The sequence below is a fragment of the Roseibium aggregatum IAM 12614 genome (genome assembly GCF_000168975.1).
Classification (GTDB): domain Bacteria; phylum Pseudomonadota; class Alphaproteobacteria; order Rhizobiales; family Stappiaceae; genus Roseibium; species Roseibium aggregatum.
Genome location: NZ_AAUW01000008.1, coordinates 18,227 through 31,401, shown reverse-complemented (window position 1 = coordinate 31,401; position 13,175 = coordinate 18,227). Strand labels below are relative to the sequence as shown.

The window sequence follows — 13,175 nt, the reverse complement described above, 5'->3', positions numbered from 1 at the left end:
TCTGTTGGCTCTTGCGGGTTACTTCACGTCTTCTTCGGTTTGCGACATGATTTCCGGACCGGAAATGTTGACGCCGCAGGGCGGGAACTCGTTGACGGTGAAGAAGTTGTCCGGAAGGTCCGACCAGTAGTTCTTGCCGTCTTCCAGCTGGTCGTATGTCGCGACCGGCAGCGGAACGGAGATGAGCTGCGGCATGACATTGCCTTCCAGCGCGGAGACCGCCGCCTTCATTGCAATGGCGACGAGACCCGGTGACTGGCCGATGGAAATGCCCTTCAGTCCGTCGTCGGAATATTCGGCAATCGCCTTGCGGAAACCATTTTCCGATTCCCCGGCCACCGGAACCCACGGGTGATTGGCATCCTTCAGCGCCTGGACGACGCCGTTGGAACCGCCCTGCCCGACAACGGCGACAAACTCGCCATGAACGGCAATCGCATCGGCAACCACTTTCTGGGTGGTGCCATCATCCCAGTTACCGACGACCTGCACCACTTCCCAGTCTCCGCCCGAAGCATCCAGAACCTCGTTGATGCCGATGGAGCGGTCACGATCCACGGAGTTGCCCGGCAGCCCGCGCACCTCGAGTATCTTGCCGGAAGTCACACCCTTTTTCTTCAGTTCGTTGACGGTAAACTCCGCCCACATGCGGCCCATCTTGAGCTGGTCCTCATTGACCTGCATGACCTTGTCGGTGTCGAGCACGTTGTCGAACGGAACGATGACGACGTTGTTCTTGTCGGCCAGGCGAATGACCCGGTCAAAACCATCGGGCGACACGGCAATGGTGACAATCGCGTCATAACCCTGGTTGATAAAATCCTCAATGGCACCCAACTGGGCCGGCGCGTCCGTGCCTGTCGAGACGACCTTGAACTCCGAGATCTTCTCCTTCAGCGACGGATCCTCGGCAAAGGCCTTTGCGGTCTTGATCATCTGAATGCGCCAGGTATTACCGACGAAGCCGTTGACGACGGCAATCCGGTACGGACCAGGTTTTGCATCCCATTTGAAGAATTTGGTGTCTGCTGACCAGGGCGCGAAACACTCAGGGTTCACACCGGGTCCGGACACTTCGGCTGGGCCCGCAAGAGCCATGGCCGTGGACAGAACAAACGCCGGCAGTGCCATCGTCAGCGCAGTCGTCAATTTCAACTTCTTATTCATCGCACTTCCTCCCGTACTTGCGTCAAGTCGCGGCTCCTCTTGGCTGGTCGACGCCCCCAGCCACCGCTTGTTGTCTTCTGCTCCACCGGCCAGCCTGTCAGGCCGTTGCTTCCATCTCCTGACTGAAGTGGCGCGCGCCGAACATCAGATGCGTGCGCAACCGGTACTGAAAGGCCAGCCTGTCGCGGGCCGCGAGCGCATCGATCACACCCTGATGCTCGCTGAAGGTTTCGGTCATGAAGGTTCTGCGGGTCTTGCCCTTCTGCATGATCCGCAGGATCACCGGCTTCATGACCGCGTAGACATCCAGAATGGCTGCGTTGTCCAGGATCGACACCAGGCGAACGTGAAAGGCGTAGTCGATCTCGGAAGCCTCGTTCAGGTCGTGGTTGGCCGCCAGTTCCGCATTGATATCGTTGAGCTCGTTCAGATCGCTCCGGTTGACCTTGTCGACCAGTATTTCGGCCGAGCCGACCTCCAGGAGACCGCGCAGCGCCTGCACGTCGCTGAAGGACTTGCGGGAGAGCTCCATCGTGTTGAAGGAGAACAGTTCGAAGGCGCGTGACATGCGGTTGTCGATGATGGTGGCACCGATTTTCGGGCGCACATCCACAAGCCCGTAGGCCTTCAGGATACGCATCGCCTCGCGCACGGTGTTCCGGCTGGCGTTGAACTGGGCGCAGAGTTCCCGCTCGGTCGGAAGGCTATCGCCCACCTTCAACCTGGAACTCGCGATCAGGTCGCGGATCTGCTGCACGACAGCATCTACCGCGGATTCACCCGCCTGACCCGACCGCATCAAGGATCCACCCGTTTCCACTTCCATCACCTGTTCCTGAGTGCGTCGTCCGACCGACCAATGCAATCTATTTGTTGGACCAAGAAATACCTACTGAGAGAATTAACCAGTGTCAACGCCGTAACGTCACTTTAATAATTCTTTCAATTTTCTCCATTTTATTCAGCGTCTTGCTGATTGATAATATTACTAATTTTCGCCTTCAACAAAAGCAAGTTGCGCTGAATTGGCGCCTATTCCCCCTATTTGTCATACCAGGGAAGCGGGTTTCGATGAGAATTCGGCAGCAACAAACTCAACAGTGTTGACCTCTTTGCGACGGCGCCTGACAGCTCGCGATCAGTTCAACGGAAGCCCTGCAGCCGCGGCACTCGTCCCCACTCTCGACGAACGGCAACGCCAAGCGGAATGCGCCAGTGAAGACCGGTCAGGTTTCTCAAGAACGCGCGCGAGGACAAGGCAGGCGTCATGCCTGAGACCAGCGCTCCTGGCGCTGCCCGCACCCCGTATAGCCATCTCACCGCTTTCTCCGCTGAAGGCCGATCTCGGGGCTATGGCGCCGCACTTCCTGGTCCACGCGGCGCCCTTTCTCATCAGTATTGTGGAAAAAACGAAAGCTGGCAGCACCGGCCACAAAACCATGTAAGGTTCCTCTCCGGACGGACACTGACCTGGAGCTGCCATGAGCGGATTGCTTGCCCTTCTCGATGACGTTGCCGCGATTGCAAAGATTGCAGCAGCGTCCGCGGATGACGTGATCGGCCAGGCGGCCAAGGCTGGTGCGAAGGCGGCAGGGGCCGTGATCGATGACGCAGCTGTCACTCCGAAATATGTCGCCGGGTTTTCGCCCGCGCGCGAAATTCCGATTGTCTGGCGCATCGCGAAAGGCTCGATCAAGAACAAACTGCTGTTCCTGCTGCCCGCCGGTCTTGTCCTGAACGAATTTCTGCCCGGCGTTATCACGCCCCTCTTGATGCTGGGGGGCGCCTATCTGTGCTTCGAGGGCGCAGAAAAAATCTATCACATCTTCAAGCCGCACCATCACGACGTGGACGAACCGGAAGGTTTCGTCCCCGATCCCCTGCACCTGGAAGAGCAGAAGGTGTCAGGCGCCATCAAGACAGATTTCATCCTGTCCGCTGAAATCATGACGATCGCGCTCTCGGAGATTCCGGAGAGCACCATCTGGCTGGAAGCCGCGGCGCTGGCACTGGTCGCCATCGGCATTACCACCGTCGTCTATGGCTCGGTCGCGTTGCTGGTGAAGGCGGACGATTTCGGCCTGATGCTGACGCGCTATGGCCGCCTGTCCGCGACCCGCGCCGTCGGGCGCGCCATCGTCAAAGCCATGCCCGGCTTCATGAAGCTGCTGATGATTGTTGGCACCGCTGCCATGCTTTGGGTCGGCGGTTCCATCGTACTTCATGGCATGGATGTTCTGGGCTTCGGCGTGATCTACGACACAATCCATGACATCGCCCACAATGTTGCTCACGCAGTCCAGGTCACTCAAGGCTTCGTCACCTGGGCAGTCACCGCGACCCTGGACGGTATCTTCGGACTCGCTTTCGGCATGGTGCTGATCCCGATCACCACCAAGGTGATCGTGCCGCTCTGGCGGCTCGTCAGAGGCAAATCCGCAGCAAAGAGCCACTGATACTGCCAACACTTCCATTTCGGTCGAGACAAGTCAGGCAATCGGACGGAGACGGCCGATTGCCTTTTTCATTCTCGGACAAAACTCTTGAGCCTCTGACCAGTCGACAGACCCGGCTCAGGCAAGACCGACAGCATGCTCCCAGTCGCTCAAGGTCAGGTCGTAAAGCGCGTTGAAACCCGGGGCCGGAACCGCCCGCTGGGCCAGCGTGATATAGGGCGCGACAGTGAGCGCCGTGCCGACGAACCCGGGCTTCATGATCACATAGGCGTAGGCCATGAAGGTCCGGTCATAGAGCACGGACTGGTCCTTGCCGCAGGCAACGATGCTCCACGCAACGGATTTCTGATGCTCCTCCAGAAACGCTTTCAGCTCGGCTTCATTGTCGCTCTTCGTCCAGGTGCCCGCATCCTCGATAAACAGATCCGCCGAGTTGTAGCGGTCACGCGTAATCGACAGAGCGATGTAGCACCAGACCCCATAGGCCTCGCCCTTGTCGGGATCCGGCTTCCGGTCTCGCGGGCGTAAATTTGTGGTGCTCTTGTTGGCGCAGATCACATGCGCGCCGGGGGCTGGTGGAAAACGCCGGTGCGGTTCCGTTCCGAACAACGCGATGCCGGCATCGATCAGCGGACCGGCGTCGTAGACCGGCAAGTCAGACCCGTCATATTGCTTTGCGCTGAACATGGGCTTCAGCTTGTCGAGCGCGCTGTTGTAGGCAAGATCATAGCCCCAGACATTGCCGGCGATGCCGCAGAAGGAAGACGCTGTTTCCATGTTGATCTGGCCGATATAGGCGTCGTTCGCCTCTGCCCTGTCGTAGGCGACAATACCGTCCAGAAGAAAATCGTCCGTTTTCTCGACCGTTCCCGTGGCCACCTTTACCACCGAAACATAGCCGTTACCGAGATTGCCCGGCCGGGCATAACCATCACAATAGGTCGGATATCCGCTGATGGCGGTCCGGTCGACAGTGGAAATGGTCTTGCGCATGATGCCCCTCAAAATGCCTGTGTCTGCAATGACGCGCGAATGCCGATCCGCACCTTCATTTAACACCCGCAAGCCGGGGGAATTCAATTTAATGTTTTAATCGAAATGCAGTTTCTACTTATGCGCTTCATTGCATCGTGACCGGCTCCGCCTTCCTGCGATGACGCTCAAGCTTCAACGGCATCCACCATCAGTGCGCCGAGCTCCTCGCCTTTCAGAAACCTTGCGAAGAGATCAGCTGCCTTGCCCGTATCAAGCGGCATGGTATCGATCCGTTTCGGCAGGTCAGCGCGCTGCGTATCGTTCAGCACGTATCCACGCAGGTCAAGGATTCCGCCAAGATAATCCGGACTGATTTCCGGATGCGGCTGGCAGGTCAGGATGCGGCCGGGCAGATGCAGCCCGGCTATCGGGCAGCCTTCACTTCGCGCAACCACTTCAAACCCTTTCGGGGCCATGGTCACCTGGTCCTGATGCCACGCGTTGAGCACCAGCGTTTCGTGGCCGAACCCCCGATAGGTTTGCGGCCCGGCAGTGAACCCTTTTTCTGACCGCTCTACCCGACCGCCAAGGGCCTGTGCGATGATCTGATGCCCGAAACACACACCGATGAGCGGACGTTCACTCTGGTGAATGGCACGGATGAGATCTTCCAGCGGTGCAAGCCAGCCATGGTCTTCATAGGCCCCGTGGCGGGACCCGGTTATCAGCCAGGCCTCCGCCACGTTCGGCCCCTCCGGAAACTCGCCTGCCTCGACATCAAAGGTCGTGAAGGAAAACCCTCGGTCTGCCAGCAACTGCCGAAAACAGGTGTCGTAGTCGCCCAGCTTCTCCGCCAGTTCGTCTGGAGCGTGTCCGGGCTGCAAGATGCCGATATGTCTGGAAGTCATCGAAAGGTCTCGTGAAGCGAATCCGGCGAACGCCGTGCACTCATGATTGACGGCTTGCCGCCGCTTGCGCAAGACACTCGCCGAGCTTGCGTTTCTGCTCTCCGGACGGCCCGAAATTCTCCGGCGCCAGCCAGGCCTCGTAGCCCTTTTTCAACGCCGGCCATTCCTTGTCGATGACCGACAACCATGCGGTGTCGCGATTGAGCCCCTTGACGACGAGGTGTTGCCGGAAGACGCCCTCCTCAGTGAAACCGAACCGCAGGGCGGCTTGTTTGGACGGCAGATTCTCGTTGTTGCACTTCCATTCGAAACGGCGATAGCCGAGATCGTCGAAGACATATTTCATGAACAGGTAAAGCGCTTCCGTTGCTCCGCGCCGGCGCGACATCAGCGGTCCCCAATAGATATTGCCGATTTCGATGACGCCATTGGCCGCATCGATCCGCATGAGCGTCTGACGGCCCGCGACCTTGCCGGTGTCCCTGTCAATGACGGCAAAGAAAAGCGGGTCCTTGCTGGCCGCTGCCGTTTCCACCCAGGGACGAAAGCTTTCTTCCGTCTCGGGGGGATATTCAGGCAGCCACCGGAATTTCTCATCTCCGTCCGGCACGTTGGAAGCCTCGAAAAGACCAGACGTGTGACGCTCCGGATCAAGCGGCTCGAGGGTAACGTAACGGCCGTCTATCGGCGTGTGCTCCGGCCGGGGACGCGCTGTCCAGCGGCTCAGGTCTTCAGGCATGGTCAACTCCGGAAAAGGCACGACTTGCAGGGACCGGTAGTTTGCTACCGGCAGGTTCCATCTGTCTAGCGCGTCACTGGTATTGCGAAAAGATCCAGTTATACGAGAGCGAGAGAACCAGTTGCCTTTGAGACTGGCAGATCCAGCCCCAACCACTCGCAATAGGAGCAAAGGACCCCATCTACTCCCAACCGAACTCGTGTTAATCTCAGCGTCTCTTTCGAGGAGGCAAGCCATGACTTCGGGTGTGACTATACTTGTCGGGACCACCAAGGGTGCATTTCTGCTGGACGGTGGAGATAACCGGGAAGGCTGGACCGTGAGTGGTCCGTTCTGCGATGGATGGCCGATCAATCATGTGGTCGGCGACGCGGACAGCGGCACGATCTGGGCCGGTGGCGGCGGCGAATGGTCCGGTGCCGGCGTCTGGCGCTCGGTCGACGGCGGCAAGACCTGGGAAGTCACCCGGCTGACCAAGGGCACGATCGACGATTGGGCAGCCAACGATCCTGAAACGGCCAAGTTTCTCAACTGGACGCCGCAGGAGCTGCCTTTCGGTGAAGACTTCTCGCAGGTCTGGTCGCTTGGCTATGCTCACGGCACGCTCTACGCCGGCACCAAACCGGCACGGTTTCTCGCCAGCCGCGATGGCGGCAAAAGCTTCACGCATCTGGAAGGCCTTGCCAATCACCCGTCCGCAGACAGCTGGAACCCGGGTGCAGCCGGCCTGGTGCTGCACACGATCGTTTCCGATCCGGACAATGCGAACAAACTCTGGATCGGCATTTCCGCCGCGGGCGTTTTTGCAAGCGAGGACGGCGGCGTCACCTGGGAGCGGCGCAACCGGTTGTCCAACGCCGCCGCCTGTGAAGGACACGACCACCCCGCCTCCCCACGTGACGGCGAAACGGGCCATTGCGTTCACAACATGATGCGCGCGCCAGGCACCGGCGACCTGCTCTATCAGCAGAACCACCACGGCGTCTGGCGCTCCGCAGACGGCGGGCTCAACTGGGACAATATCACCGACGGCCTTCCCTCCACTTTCGGCTTTCCGATCCGGGTTCACCCGCGTGATCCGGACACGCTCTGGACATTGCCGCTGAATGGCGACACCGAAGGCCGGTTTCCGCCAGGCGCGGCAGCAGCCGTCTGGAAATCAGAAGACGGCGGCAGAACCTGGCGGGACAAACGCAGCGGCCTGCCTCAGGAAGCCTGCTTCTTCACGGTTCTGCGTCAGGCGATGGGTGGCGACAGACGGGACCCTGCCGGGCTTTACTTCGGCACAAACTCCGGCTCGGTTTTCGCCAGTCTGGACGAAGGCGAAACCTGGCAGGAAATCGCCCGCCACCTGCCAACGGTTCTGGCAGTGGAAGTGCTCGACCGCGGCTGACCAATCGGATCTTCATGGCGCTTTGTTCCAAAGGGCGGCATGACGCGCGAAAAACACTAGCCTTCCCCGGAGCCTCCAGTGTTCGCGGGCATACTGCGGTGCGTCTATCGCCAGTCTTGCGCAAGCCCCCGCAGGTCGACGCACTTTGTGCGAATGACTGATGACAATCAGCCCCCTCATCTGTATACAGTCATTATCCAGTCAATTTGAAAGACAATTCGTCATGACCGAATGGTGCCCGGATCTTTCCGCCAGCAATGCCCCGCGCTATGCCGCGATCGCTGACGCCATAGAAGCGGATATCCGCGCCGGACGCCTTTCCCCTGGAGACAGGTTGCCCGCGCAACGCCAGTTGGCGGCCCGGCTGGGGCTCGATTTCACGACCGTTGCCCGCGGCTATACCGAGGCGCGGCGGCGCGGTGTGATTTCCTCCATGGTCGGCAGCGGTACTTTCGTTACCAGTCCGGACAGGCATCTCAACGGCGCCAAGCTGGGCGGTGGCCTTGCGGCACGTGACGCCAGACGCCTGTCAGCACCCGATTTTTCAATGAACCTGCCCCCGGAAGTCAGCGATCCGAACCTGATCGCACGCATGCGAGAAGGCGTTACCGCGCTGTCAGCCGATCTCATCCCGCTGTTGCGCTACCAGACAATTGCCGAGAAAGACCCGGATCCGCAGGCGGCAGCGCAATGGCTTGCCGGTGTTGGCCTCAAGCCCGCTCCGGAAGATATCCTGTATGCTCCGGGCGCTCAGGCTGCCCTTGCCAATATTCTTGCAACGCTCTGCGAACCGGGCGACAGGATCGCCTGTGAAGCCGTCACCTATCCCGGGATCCGCTCCATCTGCGGGCAACTTCGCCTGGAATTGCGCGGATTGCCGAGCGATGATGAAGGCATCGACCCTGCCGCCTTTCAGGACGCCTGTCTCGATGGGCGTTTGAAAGCGCTTTATCTCAACCCGACCCTTCACAATCCCACCACCCGAACTCTTACGGAGCGGCGGCGCCGCGACCTTGCAGCCGTCGCGCAGCGCCACGTTGTCCCAATCCTGGAGGACGACCCCTACGGCCAGCTCAGCCGCAAGGAAATGCCGCCGATTGCCGCCCTCGCTCCGGACGTGACCTGGTATATCGGCTCTCTTTCCAAAAGCGTTGGAGCTGGCCTGCGGCTGGCCCATGTCCTTGCACCTGACCGGAGCGCGGCCTGGCAGTTCAGCCGCTCGCAACGCACGTCATGCATCATGATTTCACCTCTCAACACAGCCCTCGCCACGCGGTGGATCGAAGACGGCACCGCCAAGGCCCTGCTTCGGCACATTCGCAGCGAAAGCGCGGCCCGGCAGGAACTGGCTGCACGCCATCTGAAAGGCCTGAAGTTCGAGGCCGACCCGGACGGCTTTCACCTCTGGCTTTCCTTGCCGCATGGCTGGTCCCGCCCGGCCTTCGTCAGCCAGATGCGAAACCAGCCGGTTGGCGTTGTCGAAAGCGATGCATTTACAATCAACGGCAAAGCCGACGAAGCCGTGCGGCTGTGTCTCGGCGGGCCACATGACCGTGCACAGATCGACAGCGCGCTGAGGGTCATTTCCGAAGCGCTGGCCTCAACGCCGGACAAAACCTCCACCTACTTCTGAGTGAAACCAAAATGACTGCGTACGCCCCCGGCCAATCTGCCGCAGGCGAGTGACTTGCCATGTCGGCAAATTGCTTTATCTTTGACTGCAAATAAATCCAATCATTCTCTAATTGACTGGATAAACGTCTCCGGCACTTACCGGAAGACCTCTCGCAGGAAAAGGTGTTCCATGACCACTCAACAAAGCTGGCCGAAAATTCCGCCGATCCGCACCGGCATCAAGGGCCGCTGCCCGCGTTGCGGTGAAGGTTCGATCTTCGACGGCTTCCTGAAGCTGAAACCGCAATGCGACCATTGCGGGCTTGATTACAGCTTTGCCGACCCTGCGGACGGGCCCGCGTTTTTCGTCATCTGCTTTGGCTGCATTCCAGCGGTCGCCTTTGCGATCTGGCTCGAAATCGCCTTCACTGCCCCCTACTGGGTGCATCTGGTGACGACCCTGCCGCTGATCCTCGTGACCTGCATCCCGTTGTTGAGGCCACTCAAGGGATGGCTGGTCTCCAGCCAGTATTTCTACAAGGCGGAAGAAGGCAAGCTTGCCACGCCCGTTTCCCAATCCCCGGAAAGCCAGGTCTGACATCCGGAAGCCCCAAGCCGGGCAAGGATCTGGTTTTTCCGAGGCAGGCGGTGACATCGGACGGGGATGCACCGCCTTTTTCTTCAGAAAAATTAAATCTTTGGGGAGAAATATTGACCGAACGCAAGCCTCTAAATAAAATAGGATGAGCATCGGTAGCTTAATTGGTAAAGCGATCACCTTCAGTGAACCCTCTCACCGAGGAGGGTTCTATAAAAGTGATAGATACGCGTTCAAATCGTGTCCGATGCACCAAGAAATTGCTGAAATGAATTTATATCTTAATCAAACTCCCGCAAGAAGTCGCTTCAAGCAACTTCTCGGTCAAGCTAACCATCTCATAATTACAATTTTAGTTGGTTTGGACGCGGTTGAAAATAAACTCATCACCGAGTGCCCGGAACACCTTAGAACAACTTGGGCTCCAAAAGACGCAGCTACTTCCGCGGCAAGAAGCCGAATAATGACTTTAGAAATGGCCTTGGTGCGAGCAACCGACTCTCTTGACGCGTACATAATCTGGTCACGCAGAGAACCCGCCCTAATTCAATGTGAAACCCCAAAGAAGTCAATCGACACATCAGGAAGAAGCGTAGCCAAACGTTTCAACAGTCTAGATAAATACTATTCTCAACCAAATATCTGCCTAACCGCACTTATTAATATTATGATTTTCTGGAGAAATGAACTTGTACACTCCACTAGCGAAGAAAGATTAGACACCGTACACTTGAACACTCTAGAAGAAAACTTACAATGGTATAAAAACACCTTTCAAGGCATGGACACAAGTCGCTTGGTGAATGACTTTAGAAAGGAAAATCCGCCAACTTTGAAAGAAATTACATCAATTATCAGAGCGGTTCATAAATACATCGAAGTTTTAGATGAACTTCAATTGAACCAACTCAATCCGGAGCCTTACTTGAGAGAAGTGATTAAAAATCATGTTAACATCACCTCTAAAAACAAAATGAAAATCATACAAAGTATATGGGGAAGAAACGAAGAAGAAAGATCAAGAAGGCTTAAATCAATGCTGACAAATTATGGATTTTCAAGTGACAGAAAATATGGATATTCATCTGAATTTTCAGAGAATTTAATCTTAAAGTACTCGTCTTTTACACCAAAAGCGTTAATTTCAGAGCTAGACTTGAACATTTAGCATAACACTTAGCTCAACCTCACCCAGACCGCCGTATCGTGAAACGCCGCGCCGCCATAAGGTGCCACCGGGTCGGCACCGGTAAGCGTGTTGATGCCGCGGCCGTCCTCGAAGGCATCATTCGGCCAGATACCCTCCGAGATCACGGTTCCAGGTGCGACGGTCGCGACATGCCGCGCGTGCAGCGTGACGACGCCGCGCCGGTTGCCCATCTTCACTTTGGCACCGTCTTCAATGCCAAAGCGCTCCGCCTCTTCCGGACGCAGCCAGACTTCCGGTCGGCCTTCCTTCTTCCTTGATCCGTCTGTCTCGTTGAACGTCGAATTGAGGAACGAGCGGGCCGGCGATGTCACCAGACGGAACGGATGCTGCTCGTCGGCAAGTTCGATGCTGTCCCATTGGTCCGGTAGCTCGGGCATTGTCTGCCAGGGGCCAAAAACAGTTCCGTCTTCCGGTTTGTTGGGCGCTGTCGACCGGCCCCAGTCAGCCTTGAAGTGGAACTTGCCGTCGGCATGACCAAAGCCGCTGAGATAATGCGCCGTCTCGAAGTCGGGCTGCAAGTCGATCCACTTTCCAGCCTCGAGATCCGCAAGCGTTCCATAGTTGGAGTTGCGCAGCATCCAGTCGATATGGTCGCGCGCGCTCATATCGAACCCGGGGTGAGATTTTGAGTCAACGCGCCGGGCGATCTCATTGATAACAAATATGTTCTCGCGTGGCCCTTCCGGCGGCTCGACAGCTTTTGGCCCCAGCATCAGATACTGGTGACCGCCCCCTTTATAGAGATCGTCATGCTCCAGGAACTGGGTTGCCGGCAGCACGATGTCAGCCATCTGCGCTGTTTCGGTCAGGAAGTGTTCGTGGACAACGGTAAAGAGATCCTCGCGGGCGAAGCCCTGCTTCACCAGATCCTGTTCCGGTGCCACCGACGCCGGGTTGGTGTTCTGGATCAGCATTGCCTTGACAGGAGGACCGCCAAGCAGCGCCGCCTCGTCCCCCGTCAGGATGCGGCCGACCAGGCTCTGGTCGAGGGCACGCACAGCCGGATCCTTCAGCGAACCGGCTTCAATCATTTCCTTGTTGAGACGGTAGATAGCCCCGTTGTTGTGGAAGGCCCCGCCGCCTTCTTCCTTCCAGCAGCCGGTGACTGCGGCAATGGAACTGGCGGCATGCATGCCGACGGCCCCGTTGCGAGACCGGGTGAAGCCGTAGCCGAGGCGGAAATAGGTCTTCTTGACTGTCCCGATCAGGCGCGCCAACTCCTCGATCCGGGAGGCGTCGAGACCCGTGATCGCCGCAGCCCATTCCGGTGTCTTGGTCTTCAGATGCGCTTCCAGCTCGGCCGGACAGTCCGTGTAGGTTTCCAGATAGTCTCGATCAGCGTAACCATCACGAAACAGCACATGCATGACAGCGCAGGCAAGCGCGGCATCCGTGCCGGGCTTCAGGATGATGCCCAGGTCTGCCTGCTTCATCGTCTCGGTTTCATAAACATCGACGACTATGATACGCGCGCCTCGCTTCTTGCGGGCAGCAATGGCGTGGGTCATCACGTTGACCTGGGTCGCAACCGGGTTGGTGCCCCAGATGACTATCTGGTCGGAAACAGCCATCTCACGCGGATCAGGGCCTGCCAGCTTGCCGGTGCCAGCAACGTAGCCCGTCCAGGCCATGTTGGTGCAGAAACTGTCGAACTGGCGCGAGTAGCCCTTGGAGTGGCGGAGCCGGTGAATGCTGTCCCGCTGCACCATGCCCATCGTTCCGGCGTAGTGATAGGGCCAGACGCTTTCGGCGCCGAATTCAGCTTCTGCTGCCAGAAACTTTTCGGCAATCAGGTCCAGCGCCGCATCCCAGGAGATTTCCTCAAAACAGCTCTCTCCCTTTTTGCCGGTGCGCCGCAACGGCTTCAACAGGCGCTCTGGATGGTAGAGCCGTTCGGGATAGCGTGCGACCTTGGCGCAGATCACGCCTGCGGTATAATCATTGTCCTTGGCACCGTTGAGCCGTCGCACGTCTCCATGCGGATAGAAATGCACCTCGAGCGCACAGGTCGACGGGCAATCGTGCGGACAGGCGGAAAAAGTGCTCTTGGGCGGCTGCTGGGTCATGATGCCTTACTGAATTTCCTCGAACGTGAGGCCGGCAAGGTTCCCCCAG

At 58.1% G+C, this 13,175-nt stretch carries 11 protein-coding genes and 1 tRNA gene; 6 read left to right on the top strand and 6 right to left on the bottom strand.

Annotated features, from left to right (window positions below; all coding sequences use genetic code 11):
• Window positions 1-18: 18 nt before the first annotated feature.
• Entirely contained in the window at window positions 19-1,167 is a 1,149-nt protein-coding gene (locus tag SIAM614_RS12155; RefSeq protein ID WP_006934821.1) for a sugar ABC transporter substrate-binding protein, read from the bottom strand.
• Window positions 1,168-1,264: 97 nt separating this feature from the next.
• Window positions 1,265-1,993 (bottom strand): FadR/GntR family transcriptional regulator, encoded by a 729-nt coding sequence (locus SIAM614_RS12150; protein WP_006934820.1) that lies wholly within the window; start codon window positions 1,991-1,993, stop codon window positions 1,265-1,267.
• 655 nt (window positions 1,994-2,648) lie between these two features.
• Here SIAM614_RS12150 and SIAM614_RS12145 point away from each other — a divergent pair.
• On the top strand, window positions 2,649-3,623 hold the full coding sequence (locus tag SIAM614_RS12145) for a DUF808 domain-containing protein (protein WP_006934818.1): 975 nt from the start codon (window positions 2,649-2,651) through the stop codon (window positions 3,621-3,623).
• A 117-nt stretch (window positions 3,624-3,740) separates the two neighbouring features.
• Here the strand turns inward: SIAM614_RS12145 and hdcA are convergent, their stop codons facing one another.
• The 3 genes from hdcA to SIAM614_RS12130 form a co-directional block, all read right to left on the bottom strand.
• On the bottom strand, window positions 3,741-4,616 hold the full coding sequence (gene hdcA / locus SIAM614_RS12140) for a histidine decarboxylase, pyruvoyl type (protein WP_040440031.1): 876 nt from the start codon (window positions 4,614-4,616) through the stop codon (window positions 3,741-3,743).
• A 167-nt stretch (window positions 4,617-4,783) separates the two neighbouring features.
• Window positions 4,784-5,506: a type 1 glutamine amidotransferase gene (locus SIAM614_RS12135; RefSeq protein ID WP_006934814.1), complete on the bottom strand. Its 723-nt coding sequence runs from the start codon at window positions 5,504-5,506 to the stop codon at window positions 4,784-4,786.
• 40 nt (window positions 5,507-5,546) lie between these two features.
• Complete coding sequence (locus tag SIAM614_RS12130) at window positions 5,547-6,245, bottom strand: GNAT family N-acetyltransferase (RefSeq protein WP_006934813.1); 699 nt, start codon at window positions 6,243-6,245, stop codon at window positions 5,547-5,549.
• Between the two features lie 235 nt (window positions 6,246-6,480).
• Here SIAM614_RS12130 and SIAM614_RS12125 point away from each other — a divergent pair, with 235 nt between their 5' ends.
• The 5 genes from SIAM614_RS12125 (at window position 6,481) to SIAM614_RS31980 (ending at window position 11,018) form a co-directional block, all read left to right on the top strand.
• Entirely contained in the window at window positions 6,481-7,638 is a 1,158-nt protein-coding gene (locus tag SIAM614_RS12125) for a WD40/YVTN/BNR-like repeat-containing protein (RefSeq protein WP_006934812.1), read from the top strand.
• A 223-nt stretch (window positions 7,639-7,861) separates the two neighbouring features.
• The gene (locus SIAM614_RS12120) at window positions 7,862-9,271 is read left to right on the top strand and encodes an aminotransferase-like domain-containing protein (RefSeq protein WP_006934810.1); all 1,410 of its coding nucleotides are present in this window, start codon (window positions 7,862-7,864) and stop codon (window positions 9,269-9,271) included.
• A gap of 171 nt (window positions 9,272-9,442) precedes the next feature.
• Window positions 9,443-9,850 carry a DUF983 domain-containing protein gene (locus tag SIAM614_RS12115; RefSeq protein WP_006934808.1) on the top strand — a complete coding sequence of 136 codons (408 nt, stop codon included), beginning with the start codon at window positions 9,443-9,445 and terminating at the stop codon, window positions 9,848-9,850.
• A 149-nt stretch (window positions 9,851-9,999) separates the two neighbouring features.
• Window positions 10,000-10,105, top strand: a tRNA-OTHER gene (locus SIAM614_RS31985).
• Window positions 10,106-10,118: 13 nt separating this feature from the next.
• Window positions 10,119-11,018, top strand: coding sequence for a hypothetical protein (locus SIAM614_RS31980; RefSeq protein WP_157139822.1), 900 nt, complete (start codon window positions 10,119-10,121; stop codon window positions 11,016-11,018).
• Between the two features lie 8 nt (window positions 11,019-11,026).
• Here the strand turns inward: SIAM614_RS31980 and SIAM614_RS12110 are convergent, their stop codons facing one another.
• Window positions 11,027-13,126, bottom strand: a complete 2,100-nt coding sequence (locus SIAM614_RS12110; RefSeq protein ID WP_006934805.1) for a molybdopterin-containing oxidoreductase family protein — start codon at window positions 13,124-13,126, stop codon at window positions 11,027-11,029.
• Window positions 13,127-13,175 lie beyond the last annotated feature (49 nt).